Source organism: Streptomyces varsoviensis (genome assembly GCF_000718635.1).
In the GTDB taxonomy this organism is placed as follows: domain Bacteria; phylum Actinomycetota; class Actinomycetes; order Streptomycetales; family Streptomycetaceae; genus Streptomyces; species Streptomyces varsoviensis.
This window is the reverse complement of the sequence record NZ_JOBF01000001.1, coordinates 529,595-550,635: the sequence shown is the minus strand read 5'-3', so window position 1 is coordinate 550,635 and position 21,041 is coordinate 529,595. Positions and strand designations below refer to the sequence as shown.

Below are 21,041 nucleotides of genomic sequence, written 5' to 3'. Positions count from 1 at the left end.
CGGCCGACGGTCAGCGGGCAAGCGCGGCGCGCGCCGCGATACGTCCTGTGACCGCGCCGTAGGTGACACCGATGATCTTGGAAGAGGAGTCTCCGGCGAAGAACAGGCCGGGCACACTGGACTCCATCTCGTGCGAGAGCGTGATCGCGGGGTAGACCCGTTCCACTACGGGGGCGGCGATCAGCGCGTGCCCGCCGATCATGCCGGGGCTGAAGTCGTTGAGCCGCTCGATCATCTGCGCCACGTCGGCCACCCGCCGGCGGCCGAGCGCCCCGGCGAGGTCACCGCGGACCGCGGCGGGCAGGCTGGACGCGAGCTGCCGGGTGGGGCGCTCGCGCCAACCGAGGAAGTCCGCGGCCTGCTGCACCACCGCGCCGCCGCGCCCCACCTTGTTGACGCGGCGGGCGAAGTCGAGGCCGTGCTGGGTGCCGTCCTCGCCGGGCGGCACCCGCACGCTGGTCACCACGCCGAAGTTGGTCCGCCGGGTGGGGGCGCTCAGGCAGTGCTGGCCGTCCAGCACCACCGTGTCCAGGAACTCGTACTGCATGATGCGTCCGCCGACGCACACGCAGAAGGTGCGCACGGTGTCCTCGGCCTCGTTGAGGAAGCCGAATTTGGGGTTGTGGCAGTTCTCGGTGAGAGGGGCGGCCTCGTCCAGCGAGACCTCCAAGCGCACCCCGACATCGATCCGCTCGGGTGTCGCGTACGCCACGTCCAGTTCGGCCAGTACCTCCCGCACCCAGCCCAGCCCGAGCTTCCCCACGGCGACGATCACGGACCGGGCGGTGTACTCGCCGCCGTGGTCGCCCTCGACGCGCACGGCGAAGCCGTCCGCGCGCCGCGCGACGCGGGTGACACGGTGCCGGAGCAGGATGCGGCCGGTGCTCCGGGTGATCTCCGCGCTCATCCGGTCCATGACCACGAGCGCCTCGTCCACCATGATCGGCTGGGACGGCGCGGTGTCGGCCAGCGCGAACCCCGCGGTGCCCCCGGCCGGCCCCGGGGCCGCCTCCGGGAAGTCCGCGCGGGTGAGCCCGAAGCCGTAGAAGAGCTCGTAGACCTCCCCGATCTCGTGCCGCGCGGTCTCGAAACCGCCGAGCGCGCGCTCCAGCCCGCTGTACGCGCGCACGCCGCCCTGTCCGTCGCTCTCCACCTTCGACCGCGTCAGGCCCTTGATGTAGCCGAGGTTGGTGTCGAAGTGGAAGGCGGCGCCCCCGAGGCCGGTCAGACAGGTGCAGTGGGCGCACTGGAGCCGGAACTTCTCGGCGTCCCGGATGCGCCTGCCGCGCGCCACGGCCTTGACCCTCGGGCACAGGCTCTGGGCCATGCCGTCGCCGGCTTCGAACAGCAGCACGCGGCGTCCGTGCCGGGCCGCCTCGTGCGCGGCGAACATCCCGGACGGTCCGCCCCCGACGACGATGACGTCCCAGCGCGTCCGGGGTGGCGACTCGGCGGTCGCGTCACTCATCGAGCTCTCCGATCCAGTGCGGTGCGGTACGCAGGAAGTGGTCCATGAGGGGCAGATAGAACATGCCGCTGGTGTCCCGGCCCTGGTTGCGAATCCGCCGGTCCAGCCACAGGCAGGCGACCGGCAGGAGTTCGGCGAGGGCGACCGCGGACTGCCCGGTGCCCCGGGCGTAGCGGCGCAGCGCGTTCGCCACGACGGACCGGAAGGGGCCGGCCACGTGGAAGACCTGTTCGCCGAGCCATTCGAAGCCTCGTCGCGGATATTCGGGGAAAATCAGGAGGGCACAGGTGAAGACCGTGTTGAGCAGGTCGATCGCCTGGATTCCGGCCGGCTGGTAGTCCTCCCAGTCGATCAGGGTCAGCGTGTCGCGTCCGGTGGCGCACCGGATGTTCCACGGCCCGAGGTCGCCGTGGGTCGGTCCGGTGCGCGCGCCGGCCAGGGCCGCGAGCGCGGCCGGCCCGGCCCGTTCGAGGTCCGCGCCCAGGAAGCCGTGGGCGATCTCCAGGGGGCTCGCGCGCCGCGCCGGGGGCGGCTGCCAGGCCCCGGCGGCGGTGTGCAGCCGGAGCATCAGCTCGACGCACCGGGCCAGCAGCGGGTCGAGGCCGGCCGGGTCGGTCAGTGCCGCGACGGCGTCGGGCAGGTCGTGGTCGGGGGCCCACTCCATGACCCAGCCGCGGGCCAGCCGGGCGATCGGCCGGGTCCTGGCGGGCCCGCCGGCGGGCAGACTTCGCAGGACGGCCCACTCCTCCTCGACCTTTTCGTCGGCCGGGTCCAGCGGGACCTTGGCGACGCAGACGGGGCGATGGCCGGCGACGGACGCGACGAACAGCCGGCGGCGCTGCCGCCGGGCCCCGCGCGGCACCCAGTGGCGGTAGGTCACCCCGCGCCGCACCAGGCCGAGTTCGGCGTGCAGCGCGGCGAGGTCGGAGGTGACGCGGGCGACGACGGCCGGGTCCGCGTCGGCCGCTTCCCGCACGGCGGTCACGGTGTCCCCCCGCACGCCGCCGCGGCACGTACCGCGCTGCCGACGGACCGGGCGTCCACGCCGTAGAAGGCCAGCAGCTCCGCGCGGTCGCCGACCGGCGGATAGCGGTCGTCCAGGGCGTGCACGAGGAACCGGCCGCGCCAGGTCCCGGCGAGCGCCAGTGCGGTACGGGCCGCCAGCCCGGTGGCATCAAGGTGCTCCTCGACGACGGCGACGACGCCCGTCGACGCGGCCGCCGCGCGGATCTCGTCGGCGGGAAACGGCTTGAGGGCGCTGAGCGCGAGAACGCCGAGACCCACGCCGTCCGCCGCGAGCAGGTCGGCGGCCCGGAGCGCCACGGCCACCCCGGCGCCCATCGCCAGGGCCAGCGCGTCCCGCGCCGGGCGCAGCGGCCGGCCGCGCCCGAGGTCGAAGGGTTCCGTGTCCGGGTAGAGGACCGCGTCCTCGCGGGCGCCGAGCCGTACGTACGCGGGGCCCGGCCAGTCGAGCGCCTCGCGCACCGCCCAGGCCGCCTCGGTGGCGTCGGCGGGGCACAGGACCAGGGTGTTGGGCATCGCGGCGAAGGAGCCGAGGTCCTCGGGGGCGTGGTGGGTCGGTCCGAGGGTGCCGTAGCCCAGCCCGCCGCCGACGCCGAGGAAGGTCACGTCCAGGTTGGGGTTGCACACGTCGTTGCGGATCTGCTCCTGCGCGCGGCGCACCAGGAAGGGCGCCATGGTGCCGACCACGACGGCGTGTCCCGCCCGTGCCAGTCCGGAGGCCACGCCGACGAGGTTGGGCTCGGCGATGCCGACGTCGATGTAGCGCTCCGGAAAGGCCGATCGCACCCCCATGGCCAGGCCGTGCCCGTCCGCGCCCAGTACCACGAGGCCGGGCCGCTCGTGTGCCGCTTCGGTCAGGACGCGGGCCACGGCCGGCCGCATGGAGGCCGTCGGGGCCGCCGTCGGAACGGCGCTCGGCATCGCTCACGCTCCCCTCTCGCCCGCCGCCAGCGCCGCCAGCGCCGCCGTGAGCTGTTCTTCGTCCAACTGCCCGTAGTGCCAGGCGGCGCTGCCCTCCATGAACGCCACCCCGCGCGCCTTGACGGTGCGGGCGAGGACGACGCTGGGCCGGTCGTCCGGCGTACGGGCCGTGCGCAGGGCGCCGGTCAGGGCGGCGCAGTCGTGGCCGTCGGTCTCGATCACCCGCCAGCCGAAGGCGGCCCACTTGGCGGCCAGCGGCTCCAGGGCGAGCACCGCCTCCGTACCGCCCTCCTGCTGCATGCCGTTGCGGTCCACCACCGCGATCAGCGTGTTCAGCCGCCGGTGGGCGGCGAACATGGCCGCCTCCCACACGGAGCCCTCATCGAGCTCCCCGTCGCCGAGGACGACGAGGGTCCGGCGGTCGGCGGCGTCGAGGCGGGCGGCCTCGGCGAGGCCCGCGCCGATCGACAGGCCGTGTCCCAGCGCGCCCGTGGCGGCCTCCACGCCGGGCGTGCCGTCGATCGGATGGCCGGCCCGGGGCTCGTCGAGCCCCGCGACGCCCAGTTCGGCCAGCACGCTGTAGAGCCCCCACACACCGTGCCCCTTGCTCAGGATCAGCCGGTCCCGGTCGGGGCGGTCGAGGTCCCGCGGGTCGTGGCGCATCGTCGCGAAGGCGCAGACCAGGATCTCCACGACGGACAGCGAGGCGCCCAGGTGGACGGGGCGGGAGGCCGCCAGTCCCAGCAGACGCGCGCGGGCGCGCCGGGCGGTCTCGGCCGGGCGGGCGGCGCCGGCGGGGGGCCGGTCATCCGTCACGGCGCGGCTGCCGGCCCGGCCCGTCATCGCTCCTCCCCCGCGCCGACGGCGGCGGGCAGGGCCGCGGCGACCACGTCGTCGAAGGGCGGCCCGGCCAGCAGGTCGCGGAGCTCCCCCGCTCCCGCGCGCCGTTCGTCGTCGCCCACGGCGAGGTAGCGTTCTACGCGTTCGTTCATCCGCTTCCTGAAGCGGGCGTAGGCGTCGTCGTCCTCGATCAGGCGCCCGACGTGTTCCGCTACGGCGGCCGTGCCGGCGAAGTCGTCGGCGGGCACGTCGTATCCGTCGATCAGATCGGCGAAGCGGCACCCCAGCCGGTGGAAGGCCGTGCCCGCCAGGCTCTCGTAGTTGAAGATGTGGCCGTAGTGCTGTTCCGGCATGCACAGCGCCAGCCGCCCCAAGGCGTTGGCCTCGTGCAGCGATGTCAGGCCGGGCGTCATCATGCAGTGGCGGGCGGTCGCGAGGGCGCGGAGGAAGTCGCGCTGCGAGGGGCAGTGGAACCGCGCGGTGCGCCCGCGCACCGATACCCGGCCCTCCCGCCCGTCGGCGAACCCCCCGCAGCACACCGAGACGCTGCCGAACCCCCGCTGGTCCGCGAGGAGATCGGGCACCCACTTCGAGAAGAGCCGCAGATATTCGTCGTGGGTGCCGGGGTCCAGCAGGAAGTTCTTGAACCCGCCGAGGTTGATGAGCAGATCGCTGCCGGGCCCCTGGTCCGCGGCGACGCCCTGGAGCGCTTCCTCGTCGACGATGGGCCCCGACAGGTGCACGCGGTCCTTGCCGAGCCGGGCGGTCTCGGCCATCCGTTCGGGCACGCCGGGGAAGTTCTGGACGATGGAGGCGTCGGCGAGCAGATGCGCCGCGTACTTGCGCTCGTGCACGGTCAGCCCGGACAGCCGGCGGCGCAGCGCGGGCAGTCCGCCGCGCGTCCTCGGCAGGCACAGTTCGGCGATCCGCCGCGGCGAGTCGCTCAGTTGCCAGAAGGAGAAGAGGCTGTCGACCATCATGACCGGCCGGCCGGCGGCCACGGCCTGGAACACCAGCTCCTCGTCCATGACCGAGATCACGTAGTCGCAGTCGGCGGCCAGGCCCTGGGGCGCGTCGCCGTCCGGGCGGCACGCGAGGATCCGGTCGAACGCGTCGGCGTTGCGCCGGGCGAAGTCGAGGGCCGTGCCGGTCCCGGTGAACACGCGGTCGTGTCGCGGCAGTCGCCGGGCGAGCCCCGCGAGCTTCGACACCGGGCCGAAGCCGCAGCTCTTGGCGCCGAACAAGACCTTCATACGGGCTTCCTCCGTTCTCCGCCCATCGGTTCAGCCCCTGATGCTCGCGACGGCGTCGTGGCTGTGGATGCTCTCCAGGTTCCGCACCCGCACGGTGTGCCGCAGGCGCTGCGCACGGCAGACGGCCGACACCTCCCTGGCCATGTCCTCGACGAAGGCCGGCCGGTCGAAGGCGCGCATGGTCAGCGCCCGTTCGTCCGGGCGCTTGACGAGGGGGATCACGGGCGCGCTGGCGCATCCGTCGAGGATGGCCACGGCCGCCGGCACCGGCAGCGGGTAGGGCTCGTCGCCGTCGCCGGTGACGTCGAGGGTGACGCGGCTGCGCTGGTTGTGCGCGCCGTAGTCGGAGATCGCCTTGGAGCAGGGGCACAGGCTGGTCACCTCCGATGTCACCGACGTGACCACCTCCACCGCCCCTTCGTCGAGGCGCCCGGTCACCTTGACGTCGTGCACGGACCAGGACCGCGCGCCGGTCGCCGGGGCCCGGACCTCGACGCCCACCGGCAGGGCCAGGGTCACGGTGATGGCCGGTGCGTCGAGTTCGTACGCCCCGGCCTTGAGCAGTTGCGGCATCTGCCGGGGGGCGAACTGCCGCGCGTGCTCGTGCACGATGGCGACCATGCGGCTCATGTGCGTGCCGCGGCGGTCGTGCTGGAGCCGTACGGTCACCGAGATGTCGGCGATTCCCTGCTGCCGGATCCGGCCGTCGTCGAAGCACACCGGGTAGCGCAGTCCCACGATGCCGACTTCGTCGACGCCGATGCCACGGGAATCGTGCTCATTCTGGATGTCGGGCATAGCCAAGGTCAGTCACCCCTGTAGGTGCAGCCGGACGTGCAAGTTTCCCGCACGGTGAGGGCGGAGAGGATGGGGAGTTCGTCGCGCAGCCGGTCCCACACCCATCGCACGAGCACTTCGCTGGTGGGGTTGTCGAGACCTTTGATCTCATTGAGGTAGTGGTGGTCGAGCGTTTCGATCAGCGGCACCATGGCGCGCTTGATGTCGCCGAAATCCATCACCCATCCGGTCTTTTCGTCCACCGGCGACTCCACGTGCACCTGAATTCGGTAGGAATGCCCGTGCAGTCGCCCGCATTTGTGGCCCACCGGGACGTTCGGCAATCGGTGCGCGGCCTCGAAGGTGAACTCTCGGAAGATCTCCATCACCGGATTCCAAGCTGCTTGTGTGTCTGCAGGGAAAGGGACCAGTTCGGATGCGCCAAGCAGTACTCCAGGGCCGACCGGGTGTGGCTTTCGACGTCCGGGCAGTCCATCGGCTGGAGCCGGAACGAAGCGAACCGAAGATGCTCGAACTGCGCGGGGTCGCCGCCCTCCTGCGGATAGACGAGTTTCAGTTCGTCGCCCTGGCTGACGACCAATTCGGTACCGATCTTCGGACTCACGCACAACCAGTCGATGCCCTGGGGCGGAACGCGCGTGCCGTTCGTCTCGACCGCTACTTCGAATCCTCGGCCGTGCAGGCTCTCCACCGCCGCGGCGTCCAGTTGCAGCAGGGGTTCACCGCCGGTGCACACGACGAATCTGCGGTCCTGGAAGCCGGCGGGCCAGCACGCCTCCACCGCGTCCGCGAGCTCCTCGGCCGTCGCGAACCGCCCGCCGTCCGGCCCGTCGGTGCCGAGGAAGTCGGTGTCGCAGAACGCGCAGATCGCACGAGCGCGGTCGGCCTCGCGCCCGGTCCACAGATTGCACAGGGCGAACCGGCAGAAGACCGCGGGCCGGCCGGCGTGCTGCCCCTCACCCTGCAGCGTGTAGAAGATCTCCTTGACCGCATACCCCACGGTCAACTCCCCTGGTACGGGACCGGGTCGACCATTCCGGCCTCGGAGAAGCCCTTCAGGCGCAGCAGGCACGTATCGCAACGGCCGCACGCACGGCCCCGCTCGTCCGGGTCGTAGCAGCTACAGGTCCGGGAGTAGTCGACGCCCAGGCTCGTCCCCCGGCGGATGATCTCGGCCTTGGTCAGGCGCATCAGCGGCGTATGGATCACGAGGGGCCGCGCCCCCCGCACCCCTTCGCGGGTCGCCAGGTTCGCCATCCGGGCGTAGGCCTCGATGTACTCCGGCCGGCAGTCCGGATAGCCGCTGTAGTCCACGGCGGTGACCCCGATGAAGATGTCGTGGGCGGCCACGACCTCGGCGTACGCGAGGGCGAAGGACAGGAAGATGGTGTTGCGGGCCGGCACGTAGGTGACCGGGATGCCGCCGTCCTCCGCCTCGTCGAGGCTGCCGCGTTTGGGCACATCGATATCGGAGGTGAGGGCGGAGCCGCCGAACACGCGCAGGTCGATGTCGGCGATGATATGGCGCGCGACCCCCAGGGAACGGGCGACGGCTTTCGCCGCTTCCAGTTCGACGCTGTGCCGCTGCCCGTAGCGGAAACTCAGCGCGTACGGGGTGAATCCCTCGCTCTTGGCGATCGCTGTCGTGGTGGTCGAGTCCAGCCCTCCGCTGAGCAGTACGACTGCGGGACGCTCCATCTTGATCTTTCCCCCACCCTTCCGCTGTGTCCCTCGCACATGCCGCGGAGGGATTTCTTATCGGCATGCCGGTGGCATACCCGAGACCATGAGGAGTTCCACGGAATGGAAAACAAACGAACAAGGGCCGGCCCGGCCTCATGCGAAGATCTTCGCGCCGCGTCAACACCCGCACTGCGGCACCCAATCCGGCCCGGAGCGCGCGTATCCGCCACCGGATGTAGCAGGAAATGATCGTGGCAACTGCGCTCAGCCGTATATCACGCTAGCAGTGGCCCAGCACGGAAGCAATAGCCCCTGTCTTCTCAACAACCCCCCATCCGCCGCGCGCCTTGACTCGCATCTGTCGGCTCGCCAGACTCAGCACGGAAAGACCGGCAGAGAGATGTGATCAAATACCAGGATCAATGATCTCCCTGCCGCGATCTTTTCACCTGACCCTTTTCCGTTGATCCTATTTTCTGCGGCCTGTTTTCCGTGGCTTGTTTTCCGCGCCCCGTTTCCGCGATCTTCTCGGCGCGATCTTTTCCATCCGCCGTCGCGCACCGGCGTATCCGCGCCATGGCCGTCCCCGTACGGGCCGACGGACTCGATCGATCGGCGGCACCGTTCCCCACACGGCGCGGTCGCGTCCCGGCAAGAGACGGTCGACAGCGATTCGAAGGGAGTCGAGATGCACATCGACGACGCGCTCCGCACGGTGCCCGGCGCTCTCGCACCGCCCAGGGCGGCGAGCATCCTCGGCGGCTTCGGCGCGGCGGATGCCGAACAGGACGACCACCCCGTCCTCGCTATCGCCCGCGAACTGTGCGGCCAGCACCGCCGGCAGTGGGAGGCCGAGGACCTTTCCCGCGCCCCGGCCGCAGACGCCCAGACGCTGGCCGCCGTCAAGAGGACGATCGACGCCCTCAACTCCCGGCGCGGCAGCCTGATCGACGCCCTGGACGAGTGGGCGGGCCGGAGCCTGCGCCAGAACCCGAGGGCACCACTGCACACCGAGACACTGGGCAGCGTCGTCGACCGCCTGTGCATCGCCTGGGTGCGCGCCGAGATGCTCCGGCCGAAGACGCCTCCCGCCCCGCCCCCGGGGCCGGCCGCGCAGGGAGCCCCGCCCGCCGACGGCGGGCCGGCCGCCAGAGGGGAATCGGCCGCCAGGCAGTTGGCCGAACTCGCCTTCGCCTACGACACCTTGACCGAGGAGATCGCCGCCGGACTGCGCCGGGTGCCCGACTGGCGGCTGCTGAAATCCTACGGGTAGACCCGTCACGGGGTGCCCCCGAGCGCGGCGCCCTATGGGCAGACCCGCCACGGCACGCCTCGCCGGCGCACACGACCCGCCACCGGAGTTCGGAGTTCGGTACGCATGTGGAGAATCGACGGACCCAAGTTCCAGCGGGGCGGCCCGCTGGTGGTACCCAGGCAGGCCGCCCCCTTGGGCGTACGCCTCCCCTATCGCCGGGCCGACGGCGAGGGCCCCGGGGGCCCGTCGCCGCTCTTCGCGTCCGTCGCGGCCAACGGCTGGGCGCTGGACGTACGGCACGACCCGGGCGGCGCCCCCGCGACAGGTCCCTCGCCGGTGAGATTCGGCGACCTGCTGCTCGAACTGGCCACCGCCCAAGCGCTCTCCGACGCCCTGCGCACAGCATGGGGAAGAGCCCCGGAACTCGTCTACCGGGGCCCACGGCACCGCCTGATGGAGCGCTGCGATCTCCCGTTCGCCGCGTGCGAGGCGGACGACGGGCACTCGGTGACCACCGCCTCGGACCCGGGCGACTCCCCCGTCCATGTCGAGGTACGACCGAACCTCTGGCCCCGCTGGGCAGCGGAGCCCCCTCCGGCGAACGACCGCCCCGCCCACGTCCCGCCCTGGCTCGACCTGTTGGACGACAAACGGGTCCAAGTCCACTCGGCACTGCCCATGCGCTACTACCTGGCGGTCGAGCGGAGTCTCGGCGTGCGCCTCCCGCTGGACGGCGCACCGGCTCCCCGGTTCCGTACGGACGCCACGGCCCAGCCCCGGCACGTCGTCCTCGTCGCGACGACCAGCGCTCCGGGCAGCGGTCAGGATTACGGAGCCGACCGGCTGCTCGCCGTGGCGCGAGGGCTGCGCCACGCCGGGGATTCCGGCCGGCGCTGCACGCTGCTCACCAACGACGACCGTCCCGGCGGCCCCCGACCCGACCGCGATCTCGTGGACACCGTCATCGGGGCCGACGACGTGGACTGCCTCGACCTCTTCGGCTCGGCTGAGCTCGTCGTCGGCAACGACACCGGGCTCACCCACCTGGCGGCCTTGACCCGCCGCCCGGACGGCACCGGTCCCCACGTCCTCGCCCTCCACGGGCGCTACAGCCATCTGAAATGGGTCACCGGCTCCCCACGGCACCACTCGGTGGCGACCCCCGCCTCCCAGATGCTGGCCCTGGCCGACAGCGGCCTGTACACCACCCCGTACGGCCTCCCGATCGACGACTCCCTGTGGGGCACGAGCGACATCCGCGACATTTCCCCGGACGCCATCGCGCGTTTCGCCCAGAGCTGTCTCGACGGGACCGGCTGAAGCCGAGCAGGAGCACGCACCCGTTCGCCGCGCCCCGCGGCGGGGAGCCGGTCGCCGCCCTGCCCCCTGACGGTCCCCACGGTGGGGGGCCGGTCAGTGCCCCTGCCGCCTGACGGTCCCATGGGGCCCATGCGCCATGTGCATTTGCGAGATCCGCAACTTGCGTTGGTGACGACCCGTTCGGCGGTGGATGCTGGCTCGCGTGACGCAGCACGGGACAGCTACCGGGCGGGTCCCCGCGCAGCTCGGTCGACGCGGCGGCTGCGGCCGTCACCGGTGCACCTCGCGGAAGGAACGATATTGACCATCGACCTGCGGCCCGCCGCCGCGCTCCCGGACGAGGCCGGCTTTCCCGACCAGCGGCAGGTGGTGCAGCGGTTCGGGGACCTCGCGCCGGACGGTGCGACGAGCACCGTAGCGCTGTCGCGCATGTTCGAGCAGTCTCTGGTCGGGCTGCGCTTCGCGCGGTTCGACGGGCGCGTGGCCGGGGGCGGATTCGGGCCGTACCGCTTCCTGTTCGTCAGCCGGCGTGTCGAACGGTGGAGGGCCTTCGGCGAGATCGGCGAGGCCGTACGGATCGGCACCGGCATCCGGGCGATCGGGCGGTCCTCGTACACCTATGGCTGTGCACTACGAACTGGGCCTGTTCGACGGCGGACGGTGTCTGGGGACAGCGGACGCCACCGCCCCTCGCGGTGCGCTCCCCGGCGCCGCGCTCGCGGACGCGGCACCGTCGCCGCGGACGCCTGACGCCTGACGCCGGGAGGCTCACGAACCATGCCGAAGATCTTGACGGAGTCGTACTGGCCCGCTGACGCCGGCGCACCCGTGCTGGAGCTGACCACAGGCGACCTGCTGCGGGAGGCCGCGCGCGACGCCGGGCCCCAGAACGCCCTGATCGAGGTCGCACCGCTGGAGGCCCCCTCGCTCTCCGGCGCCGAACGCACCGATCGCCGCTGGACCTACCGGCGACTGCTGGCCGAGGCCGAGCAATGCGCGCACTGGCTGCTGACCCGGTTCTCCCCGGGCGAGCGGATCACGGTCTGGGCCCCCAACATCCCCGAATGGATCATTCTCCAGTACGGCGCGGCCTTGGCCGGTCTGGTGGTGGTGACCGCCAACCCGGCGCTGCGAGCCGCGGAACTGCGCTACGTACTCCACCAATCCCGCTCGTCCGGGCTCTTCCACACCGCGGCGTTCCGCGGCAGTGACATGACCGCGATCGCCCGGGACGCCACGCGCGGACTCCCGGGGCTCAGGGCCACCGTCTGCTTCACGGACTGGCAGACGACCGTACGCGCCCATCAGGGCAGCGGGCCGCTGCCGGAGGTGCGCCCGGGTGAGGCCGCCCAGCTCCAGTACACCTCCGGCACCACCGGATTCCCCAAGGGAGCCCTGCTCCACCACCGCGGACTGGTGACCAACGCGAAGTTCGCGATCGACCGGGCCCAGTTGCCCGAGCGGGGCACGCTGGCGTCCGCCGCGCCGCTGTTCCACACGGCCGGCTGCGCCATGGGGGTGCTCGGCAGCGCCCACCGACGGGCTTCCTACGTCCTGTGCCAGCTCTTCGACCCCGCGCTCGTGCTCGGCGCGGCCCAGGACCACCGGGCGGACATGCTCGGCGGGGTCCCGACGATGCTCATCGCGCTGCTGGAGCACCCCGGATTCGAGCGGTTCGACCTGTCGCACCTGTCGCGGGTGCTCTCCGGCGGCAGCCCCATCCCGCCCGAGCTGGCCCGTCGCGTCGAGGACCGCTTCGGAGCCCGGTTCAGCGCTGTCTACGGCCAGACCGAACTCTCCCCGGTGATCACCCAGACCAGCCCCGACGATTCGCCCGAGGACAAGGCCGCCACCGCCGGCCGCCCCCTGCCGCGGGTCGAGGTCGCCGTCCGCGATCCGTGGACCGGGGACATCGTGCCGGTCGGACAGCCCGGGGAGATATGTGCTCGTGGTTACCAAGCCATGCTCGGCTATTTCGAGCTGCCCGAGCGCACCGCCGAGACCATCGACCCGGCGGGCTGGGTGCGCACCGGCGACCTGGGCCGCCTCGACGAACGCGGATATCTCACGGTCGTCGGACGGCTCAAGGACGTGATCATCCGGGGCGGGGAGAACATCTACGCCGCCGATATCGAGCAGGTTCTGTCCACCCACCCGAAGGTGCGCGACATCGCCGTCATCGGCCTGCCGGACCCTCTATGGGGAGAAATCGTCGTCGCCGTGCTCGTACCCGCCGAGCCCGGCCAACCGCCCACGGCCACGGAGCTGCACGACTTCTGCCGCGCGCGGCTGGCTCCCCACAAGACGCCGGTGCGCTGGCTCCGGACCGCGGAACTCCCCCTCACCGACTCCGGCAAAGTCCGCAAACACCTGCTGCGCGAACAAGCGGGCCACGCCGGGCTCCAGGAACTATGACGACGACGCCATGTTCTCGATGCGATGCGGCGATTTTCCTGACCGCCGCGGTCTGCGCGGCCCTGGCGTACCATCCGCGCAGCGCCCGTCAACCCTTGCACCCTTGCACCATCTCAGGAGGTCAAGTGCTCAACATCCAAGAGATTTCCGACCGGTTGGAGATCCAGGAACTGCTGGTGGCTTACGCGACCGCCGTCGACGGCAAGGATTTCGACGCCCTGGACCAGATATTCACCGAAGACGCCCATATCGACTACACGGCATTCGGCGCTATCGCGGGCACCCTCGCCGAGATGAAGAAGTACCTCACTTCGAGCATGGCGCAGCTCACCGCGTGCCAGCACCTGATGGCCAACACGGAGATCCGCTTGGACGGCGACCGCGCGACGGGACGGGTGATGGCCTGGAACGCCCTCGGCTTCCCGACCGAGGACGGCGAGCCGCACATCGCGTTGCTGGGCATGTGGTACATCGACGAATACACCCGCACACCGGCGGGCTGGCGGATTTCCCGGCGGGGCCAGGAACGCAACTGGACAAAGGGCTTCGGCGACGTCATCGGGAACGGGCGCTGACTCGTGTTCCCGGATGGTTGGGCCCCGCTGTGCCTGGTCGGCGGGGCCCCGACCGTGATCGGCAGGCCGTGATCGGAAGGCCATGAACGCGGACCTCGGTCGCCGTTCAGGGCGCCCGGTACGGCGGTCAGCCGGTCAGGTCCTTTGCCGCCGCGCGGATCATGTCGCGCAACCAGGAGTGCATCGGGTCGGTTTCCAGCCGCGGGTGCCAGATCATCCCGTACGGATACGCGTCGAACTCTTCCGGCGCCTCGACCAGCCGCACCCGCGGATCGGTGGCCGCCCGGAATTCCGCGAGCCGCCGCGGGATCGTCGCCACGAGAGCCGTACCGGGCAGGACGTCGAACGCCGAGCTGAAGTGCGGCACCCGCACCGCGGCCCTCCTGCCGTGGCCGAGCGTCTGGAGCCACTGTTCGATCATGGGCTGCTCCTGGTGCAGCAGTGTGATCACCACGTGGCGGGCGACGACGTAGTCGGCCAGTGAGCAGCGATCCCGTACCGGGTGGTCGCGGTCCACGACGCAGACCACGTCGTCGGTGAACAATCGCTCCCACCGCAGCCCCGTGGCGGGGCGGAGCACCGACAGCGCGATGTCGGCCCGGCCTCGTTCGAGGTCCGCGTACGAGTCCTCGTCCCGCGGTTCGATACGGACTTCCAGCTCGGGCGCGGCCCGGAGCAGCCGGGGCAGCAGATGGGGGCCCAGCGTCGAGGTGGTGTAGTCGGTGCCGATGACGCGTACGATCCCGGTCGCCGTGGAGGGGTCGAAGCCCCGGCCGGCCACCAGGCTCTCCAAGCGTGGCAGGAGCAGGGCGAGTTCGCGCTGCATGTCCCGCGCGCGAGGGGTCAGCTCGTAGTCGCCGCCGGACCGGACCAGAAGCTCGTCACCGAACAGTGCGCGCAGCCGCTGCAACGTGCGGCTCATGGACGACTGGCTCAGGTGGAACAGGCCGGCGGCCCGGGTCACGTTCCGTTCTTCGAGCAGGATGGAGAGAGCACGCAGTTCGTGCAGCAGCCCAAGATCGCTGTGCGGCATGCGCACAGTATGCATCCGCGTCAGTGGCCCATACCGTCAGACCGGCACCCGCCAGGCCAGTACCGCCAGGCAGGCAGGTACCGCCAGGCCGGTCGAGGCCACCGCGGCAGCCGGTCCGGGTCCGCCGCGCCGGGGCGCGGAGCCGCGCGCCGGCCCCGGCCTCACCCTACGCGCGGCTGAGCCCCCACCCTTTGGCCGCCGGCACAATCCGCCATCTCCATGGTTGGCCAGGCGGCCAACTCCAGAACCGGGTGCGGTTCCTAGAGTGACGTTCTCCCCGGTCACGGCGGCGTTCTCCCCGGCCCAGGGGGCGACGGCCGCGTGGCAACGAGGGCGGGCGCGCACCGTACGCGGCTCGCCTCTGACGAACGGAGACATGGTGCGACGGAAGACGTGCGCGGTAGTGGCCTTGGCGTTCACCGCCTCCTTGCTGACGACTCCTGCCGCCTCGGCAGAGCCACGTCAGTGCGACACCCAGCGCATCCAGGCGGCGATGAAGGACCTGGGGAGCGTCGGCGCCTCGGGGATCAGCGTGACGGTGCAGAGCCCGCTGTGCGGGGTCCGGAGCGGCGGCACCGGCTTCGCCGACCTCAGGACGGGCCGCAAGGTCGTCGGCGATGAGCACAGCCGTATCGCCAGCAACACCAAGACCTGGACGGCCACGGTCGTGCTGCAGCTTGTCGGCGAAGGCCGGATCGGGCTCGACGACACCGTGGACCAGTATCTGCCCGGCCTGATCCGCACCGAGCACTACGACGGCCGCGAGATCACGGTCCGCCGGCTCCTCCAGCACACCAGCGGCCTGCCCGACTACCTGGACGCTCCGTTCTGGAACGACCTGGACGCCCACCGCTGGGATCACATCGACCCCTTGCGGACCGTCGAGCAGACGCTGACGCTGCCCCCGCCCGACAGGACCCCCTCCGGCTTCGCCTACTCCAACACCAACTACAACCTGGCCGGCCTGATCGTCGCCGAGGTCACCGGCCACGACATCGGCACCGAGATAGAGCAACGGATCATCGGGCCGCTCGGGTTACACGACACCTACTGGCCCGGCGACCGGACCACGCTCCCCCAGCCCGACCTGCGAGGCTATGCCCAGGAGCACGGTAAGCCGGTGGACAAGACCGAATGGAACGTCTCGGCGGCCGACGCGTCGGGCGCGCTGGTCACCACCGGTGCCGACGCCACGGCCTTCTGGACCGCCCTGTGGACCGGGAAGCTGCTGGCCCCCGCCGAGCTGGCCGAGATGAAGCACACCGTTCCCGAAGAGGAGGGCGGGCGCTACGGCCTGGGCGTCGAGCGCTACGAGCGCACCCCGGGCTTCGTCACCTGGGGCCACAGCGGCTCCATGGAGACCAGCCACAATTTCCGGAACGCCGTCACCGACGACGGGCAACGCGCCGTCACCCTCCTGATCGGCTCGGACCAGTTCGACTCGGCGAAGGTGGACGCCGTCATCGACGACCTCCTCCGGAGCCTCCGCTGACAGGGAGCCGGGAACGCCGGGTCGGAAACCTCTGGCCCCGCCCTCACGGCGGAGGGGGAACGGCGGTGCCGCCCGTCCCCGCCCCCGTCCCCGCGGAACCGCCGAGCCCCGCGAGGGCCCTCAACTGGAGCCAGAGAACCAGCCGTTCGTCGGGGTCGTCGAGATCGATGCCGAGCTGTCGACTGGCCTGTCTCAGGCGGTAGCGGCAGGTGTTGGGGTGGACGGAAAGCTCTTTGGCCGCCCTCGCCACGTCACAGCCCGCGTCGAACCAGGCCACGAGAGTACGGGCGTAGTCGGAGCCGTGATCGGCGTCCGCCGCCAGCACCCGCCGCCAGGCGCCCGCTCGCAGCATCCGCTCCTTCCCCATCAGCTCGGAGAGCAGCAGGAGCGCCGCCCGGGGACGCACTTCGTCGATCACGGCCACCGGCAAGGCATCGTCCAACAGCCGCAGGACCAGGTCCGCGTCCGCCCGCGAGTCGGCCACTTCGCCGAGATGGGACACCACCCCGCCGAGCGCGGCGCGCACCGGCACCCGCAGCGACCGGCGGGCCGCGCGCACGATGTCCTCCGCCATCTGCCGGTGCCGCCGGTCGACCGCGCTCGGCCCCTGCGGCGCGCGGCCCGCGCCGTGCTCCCCGGGCGCGGGCAGCAGCCCGTACACCACCCCGTCCAGGAGTACGCACGCCTGTCGCCCGTAGCGTGCCTCGCACTGGAGGCGCACGACATCCAGCAGCCTGAGCGAGGTCCGCTCGGCGTCCGGCACGCTCACCGCGGAGTCGATCGCGAACGCGGCCACGCGGACCGTCTCCCACCCCAGGCGGTGCGCCGCCGACCGAGCGTCCGCGGTGCCGTCCAGCAATCGGCGGACCAGGTCGGTGTTCTGGTGGTGGGCGAGTTCCTGGGCGGCGCGGGCCCGCAGCAGGAGCAGCGCCGCCGTCGACGCGCCCTGGGCCAGGGTCTCCTCGGCGTCCCCGGCGAGCGTGCCGCCGTCGACCGCCCAGACCGATCCGAGGGTTTCGCCGCCGGCCCGCACCGCGACGGCGAGCCGCGGCAGTCCGTGCGGTGTGAGCGGCGGCAGCCGAACCGGCCGGTCCGAGGCGAACACCGTCCGGACCTGTTCCGAGTTCTCCACGTCGTCCGGGACCTGGAGCCCGAGGATGCCCTGGCGGCGGGCCTCGTCGACCGGCTGGCCGGGCACGGTGGAGTAGGCCAGCACCCGCTGGCGCGGGTCCTCCACGGACACCGCTCCGCCGGCCGCCGCCGCGATGGCGTCGGCCAGCGCGAACAGGTCCCCCAGCCCGCCGGCGTGCTCGGGCCGGGTGCCGATGGCCGAAGCGAGCAGCAGGTGCACATGGTGCCAGGCCGTCTCCTCATCGACCGCCAGCAGCGCCACGCCGTGCGCCTCGGCCTCGCCGACCGGCCCGTCCGCGCCGCGCACCACGACTCCGGTCATCCCTGCCCGCGCGGCGGCCCGCACCAGCGGCCCGGCCGCCGCCGCCCGCACGCCGACCGCGAGCAGCAGCGCCCCGGGCACCGCCGGCAGCGGCGCGTGCGGGTCGAACAGCAGCACCTCGGTGACCTGGGCCGAGGGGTCGGCCGGCGCGGCCTGCAACCGTAGGGCCGGGCCGCCGACGACATCCATCAGGCCGCTGAAAGTACAGCCGTTCATAGCCCCTCCTCCCGCATCGACTCCCTCACCATGCCCCACGAAGATCATTCCGCATGGGCCCCGCAGGGAGCGGACCCGCCCGATCGGCTGAGTAGCTACGACACCTCCGAGGCGGAAGGCGACGGCCCCGGAGGTCAGGAGCGCGTGTTCTGTTCGGGCGGGGCCAGGAAGCCGGTTTCTTGGAAGCGTCGGAGGTAGAGGTCGAGCATGGCGGCGTCGACCGGTGGGCAGGTCGGGCCGCTGGTGCGCAGGGCGGAGTCGACGTTGGTGCGGTCGAGGTCGGGGAAGGTGCCGGCGAAGTAGAGCTGCTTGATGGTGTGGTCCGTGCCGCGGGCGGAGCCGGTGAACATGGGGAGGTAGGGGGCCATGGGGTGGTCGGGGTGGTGGGAGGTCAGTTTGGCGAGGCGGGCGACCCAGTCGTCGTAGCCGAGGTCGGTGAGGGGGTAGCCCATGGCGCGCAGGCGGTCGTTCAGCAGCGGGAGTCGGGCCGGCCGGGGGTTGGTGAGGTGGTAGGCGCGGCCGTCGGGGCGTTCGTGGGTCAGGATGTGGACGACGGCCTGGGCGGTGTAGTCGACCGGGACGAAGTCGAGGGGCAGCGGGATGTCCGGGGCGAGGCCGGTCTCGGCGATGGTGCGGAACAGGGCGCACATCATGGTGTCGGTGTTCCACACGCCGCGGTCCCGGGTCCCGGTGATCTCGTACGGGCGGTGGACGGCGGTCGGCAGTCCGCGCGCGGCGGCCTGGGCGATGAGGCGTTCGGCGACCCACTTGGTCTCGGGATACCCCAGGGAGATCAGTTCGGGGTGGCCGGGCGGGGTGTCCTCGTCGAGGCGGCGGGTGCCGGCGGCGCCTTCGCCGGCCGCGACGGCGACGGTGGAGATGTAGTGGACGGGCTTGAGGCGGTGCGTCGCGGCCAGTTCGAGGACGGTGCGGGTGCCGCCCACATTGGCCGGCGCCAACGCCTCGTACGGGTAGGCGAAGTTGACGCGCGAGCCAGCGTGCACGATGACATCGGTGGTACGGGCCAACTGCTGCCAGTCGGCGTCGGACAGTCCGAAGCGGGGCGCCTCCAGAGTGCCGGGAACGGGCACGATGCGATCCTCGCAGCAGGAAGGGTCCAGCCCGTAGTGGCGCATGCGTGCGGCGATGCGCGCGTGCGCGGCCGCGCTGTCGTCGGCCCGGGTGAGGCAGCGGATCTCCGGCACCCCGGCCTCGGCGAGCTGGTCGATCAGGTGGACGCCGAAGAACCCTGTGCCACCGGTCAGCAGCACGGTCTCGGGGGCGGTGGGGTCGGAGCCCGACGGCGCGTCGAAGGTCAGCCGGTCGTCGAGCTCGGCCTCCGCGGCGAAGTCCACCCCCTCGCCGTCCTCGCCGCCGTCCCCGGGCCGGTCCTCGCGCAGGGCGTCGGCACGGGCCGCGAAGGCCGCCAGCCCGGGGCCGTCGAGCAGGCTGCTCAGCAGCGCCCGGTCCGTGTGCGGGGCGAGGCCGAGCCGGTCCCGTACGGCGGAGACGGCCTGGGAGGCGAACAGCGAGGTGCCGCCCAGCGTGAAGAAGTCGTCGCCGCGGTCGACGCGGCTCAGGCCCAGCAGCTCGGCCCATACCGCCGCGACGGCCTCTTCGGCCGGGCCGTGTGGCGGGTCGCCGTCCCCGGCGGCCCGGTCGTCCTGCCGCGTGACCAGTTCCATGAACCGGTCCCGGTCGATCTTCCCGCTGGCCTTGAGCGGGATCTCCTCGACGGCGGCGAGCTGCGCCGGGACCATGTACCGCGGAAGCCGGTCCTGGACATGGGCGGTCAGCCGTGCGGGCAGGTCCTCGGCCCGGCTGCCGGGGGCGGGCACGGCCGCGGCGGCCAGCCGCTGCGCGGCGCCCTCGCCCACGACGTCCACCGCCGCCTCGCGGACCTCGGGGTGGCCGGACAGGGCGAGTTCGATCTCGTCCAGCTCCACGCGATAGCCGCGGATCTTGACCTGCCGGTCGCGGCGCCCCCGGTACTCCAGGATTCCGTCGCGCCGCCAGCAGGCCACGTCGCCGGTGCGGTACAGCCGTCCGTGCGCGTCGGGCCCGAACCGGTCGGGCACGAAGACCTCGGCGGTCCGCTCCGGGTCGCCGAGGTAGCCGCAGGCGATGCCGTCGCCGCCGAGCCACAGCTCACCGTCCTCCCCCGGCACCGCCGGCCGGCCGTCCTCGCGCACCACGTACGCCGTGGAGTTCGCGATGGGGCGGCCGATCGGCACGGTCTCGGCGTGCGGGGCGAGGCCCTCGACGCGGTGGGCCGTGGCGAGCGACGAAGCCTCGGTCGGACCGTAGCCGTTGATCAGCAGACCGGGGCGGCCGTGCCGCAGCACGGCGCGCACCGCGGACGGGCTGAGCGCGTCGCCTCCGGCGATCAGCGCCCGCAGCGTGCCGAACATCCGCGGGTCGTCCTCGGCGTGCTGGTGGAACAGCCCGGCGCTGAGCCACATCACCCCGATCCGCCGACGGCGCAGCAACTGCCCCAGCGCGTCGGCGGAAAGCAGCGCCTCGGGGTCCGGCAGCACCAGAGCGCCCCCGTTGAGCAGCGGGCCGAAGATCTCCAGGCAGGAGACGTCGAAGGTCAGCGCGGTGGTCGCGAGCAGCCGGTCGTCGGGGCCCAGTTGCAGGTAGTCGGTGTTCCGCACCAGCCGGACGGGGCCGCGGTGCGGACAGACGACCCCTTTCGGCTCCCCGGTGGAGCCGGAGGTGTAGATCACATACGCGGGGTCGGTGGCCCTTCGGTCCACGCCCCAGCGCTCGTCGTCGGCGGGCGGGCGCTGTTCGGACAGGGCTTCCGTGGTCGCCTGTGTGCAATGGCGGCCTACGGGGGCCGGCGGCTCGCCCGGCGCGGTGACCGCGTGACGGACGCCGGCGCCGGTCAGCACCGTTTCCAGACGGTCGTCCGGGTCCCCGGGGTCGAGGGGCAGGTAGGCGCCCCCGGCCTCCAGTACGGCCAGCACCGCGACCACGGCCTCCGGCGAGCGCCGCAGCAGCACGGCGACGGTGTCCCCGTCCTCCATACCGCGGGCCCGCAGGTGCGCGGCGGCCCGGCGGACGCGGTCGTAGAGCTCTCGGTAAGTGAGACTGCCCCCGTCCCACTCCAGCGCGGGGCGGTCGGCGTGCCGACGGGCCTGCTCGGCGAACAGGGCGGGAACGGTCGCGTGCCGCGGGTAGTCGGTGGCGGTGTCGTTCCAGGCTCGGACGGTGTCGAGGATGGCGTGCGAGCGCTCTTGGGGCTCGTGGGGCTCGTGATGGTGGTCCTTGCGCATGACGTGTCCAGACGG

At 72.2% G+C, this 21,041-nt stretch carries 18 protein-coding genes; 6 read left to right on the top strand and 12 right to left on the bottom strand.

What is annotated here, in order from left to right; translation table 11 throughout:
- Positions 1-10: 10 nt before the first annotated feature.
- Genes IF55_RS02345 through queC form a run of 9 tightly spaced genes read right to left on the bottom strand, consistent with a single transcriptional unit; the run spans position 11 to position 8,001 of the window.
- The gene (locus tag IF55_RS02345; protein WP_048831426.1) at positions 11-1,468 is read right to left on the bottom strand and encodes an FAD-dependent oxidoreductase; all 1,458 of its coding nucleotides are present in this window, start codon (positions 1,466-1,468) and stop codon (positions 11-13) included.
- On the bottom strand, positions 1,461-2,453 hold the full coding sequence (locus IF55_RS02340; protein ID WP_157854347.1) for a phosphotransferase: 993 nt from the start codon (positions 2,451-2,453) through the stop codon (positions 1,461-1,463). Before IF55_RS02340 ends, IF55_RS02345 begins: the two co-directional genes overlap by 8 nt.
- Positions 2,450-3,412: a transketolase family protein gene (locus IF55_RS02335; protein WP_048831425.1), complete on the bottom strand. Its 963-nt coding sequence runs from the start codon at positions 3,410-3,412 to the stop codon at positions 2,450-2,452. Before IF55_RS02335 ends, IF55_RS02340 begins: the two co-directional genes overlap by 4 nt.
- Before the next feature lie 3 nt (positions 3,413-3,415).
- Positions 3,416-4,255, bottom strand: coding sequence for a transketolase (locus IF55_RS02330; RefSeq protein WP_078643415.1), 840 nt, complete (start codon positions 4,253-4,255; stop codon positions 3,416-3,418).
- The gene (locus tag IF55_RS02325; protein WP_048831424.1) at positions 4,252-5,505 is read right to left on the bottom strand and encodes a hypothetical protein; all 1,254 of its coding nucleotides are present in this window, start codon (positions 5,503-5,505) and stop codon (positions 4,252-4,254) included. Before IF55_RS02325 ends, IF55_RS02330 begins: the two co-directional genes overlap by 4 nt.
- 30 nt (positions 5,506-5,535) lie before the next feature.
- A complete protein-coding gene (locus tag IF55_RS02320; protein WP_030882005.1) occupies positions 5,536-6,303 on the bottom strand; it encodes a GTP cyclohydrolase, FolE2/MptA family in 768 nt (255 codons plus the stop codon).
- 8 nt (positions 6,304-6,311) lie between these two features.
- On the bottom strand, positions 6,312-6,668 hold the full coding sequence (gene queD, locus IF55_RS02315) for a 6-carboxytetrahydropterin synthase QueD (RefSeq protein WP_030882003.1): 357 nt from the start codon (positions 6,666-6,668) through the stop codon (positions 6,312-6,314).
- Positions 6,668-7,303: a 7-carboxy-7-deazaguanine synthase gene (gene queE, locus IF55_RS02310; RefSeq protein WP_030882000.1), complete on the bottom strand. Its 636-nt coding sequence runs from the start codon at positions 7,301-7,303 to the stop codon at positions 6,668-6,670. The genes queD and queE overlap by 1 nt, the downstream gene beginning before the upstream one ends.
- 2 nt (positions 7,304-7,305) lie before the next feature.
- Positions 7,306-8,001 carry a 7-cyano-7-deazaguanine synthase QueC gene (queC, locus tag IF55_RS02305; protein WP_030881997.1) on the bottom strand — a complete coding sequence of 232 codons (696 nt, stop codon included), beginning with the start codon at positions 7,999-8,001 and terminating at the stop codon, positions 7,306-7,308.
- Between the two features lie 673 nt (positions 8,002-8,674).
- On the opposite strand from queC, the gene IF55_RS02300 reads away from it, so the two are divergent.
- From IF55_RS02300 to IF55_RS02280, 5 genes are all read left to right on the top strand, one after another.
- Positions 8,675-9,259 (top strand): DUF4254 domain-containing protein, encoded by a 585-nt coding sequence (locus IF55_RS02300; protein WP_048831423.1) that lies wholly within the window; start codon positions 8,675-8,677, stop codon positions 9,257-9,259.
- A gap of 105 nt (positions 9,260-9,364) precedes the next feature.
- Positions 9,365-10,561: a glycosyltransferase family 9 protein gene (locus tag IF55_RS35885; protein WP_030881994.1), complete on the top strand. Its 1,197-nt coding sequence runs from the start codon at positions 9,365-9,367 to the stop codon at positions 10,559-10,561.
- Positions 10,562-10,861: 300 nt separating this feature from the next.
- Positions 10,862-11,311 (top strand): hypothetical protein, encoded by a 450-nt coding sequence (locus IF55_RS02290; RefSeq protein WP_030881991.1) that lies wholly within the window; start codon positions 10,862-10,864, stop codon positions 11,309-11,311.
- A gap of 27 nt (positions 11,312-11,338) precedes the next feature.
- Positions 11,339-12,976, top strand: coding sequence for an AMP-binding protein (locus IF55_RS02285; protein ID WP_030881988.1), 1,638 nt, complete (start codon positions 11,339-11,341; stop codon positions 12,974-12,976).
- A gap of 125 nt (positions 12,977-13,101) precedes the next feature.
- On the top strand, positions 13,102-13,551 hold the full coding sequence (locus tag IF55_RS02280) for a nuclear transport factor 2 family protein (RefSeq protein WP_030881986.1): 450 nt from the start codon (positions 13,102-13,104) through the stop codon (positions 13,549-13,551).
- A 127-nt stretch (positions 13,552-13,678) separates the two neighbouring features.
- Here IF55_RS02280 and IF55_RS02275 read toward each other — a convergent pair whose 3' ends face one another.
- Positions 13,679-14,584: a LysR family transcriptional regulator gene (locus tag IF55_RS02275; protein ID WP_030881983.1), complete on the bottom strand. Its 906-nt coding sequence runs from the start codon at positions 14,582-14,584 to the stop codon at positions 13,679-13,681.
- 376 nt (positions 14,585-14,960) lie between these two features.
- Between IF55_RS02275 and IF55_RS02270 the strand changes: the two genes are divergently transcribed.
- Positions 14,961-16,076 carry a serine hydrolase domain-containing protein gene (locus IF55_RS02270; RefSeq protein ID WP_030881980.1) on the top strand — a complete coding sequence of 372 codons (1,116 nt, stop codon included), beginning with the start codon at positions 14,961-14,963 and terminating at the stop codon, positions 16,074-16,076.
- Positions 16,077-16,119: 43 nt separating this feature from the next.
- On the opposite strand, the gene IF55_RS02265 is transcribed toward IF55_RS02270, so the two are convergent.
- Positions 16,120-17,745, bottom strand: a complete 1,626-nt coding sequence (locus tag IF55_RS02265) for a PucR family transcriptional regulator (protein WP_030881977.1) — start codon at positions 17,743-17,745, stop codon at positions 16,120-16,122.
- Positions 17,746-17,879: 134 nt separating this feature from the next.
- Complete coding sequence (locus IF55_RS02260; protein ID WP_048831422.1) at positions 17,880-21,026, bottom strand: amino acid adenylation domain-containing protein; 3,147 nt, start codon at positions 21,024-21,026, stop codon at positions 17,880-17,882.
- Positions 21,027-21,041: the final 15 nt, after the last annotated feature.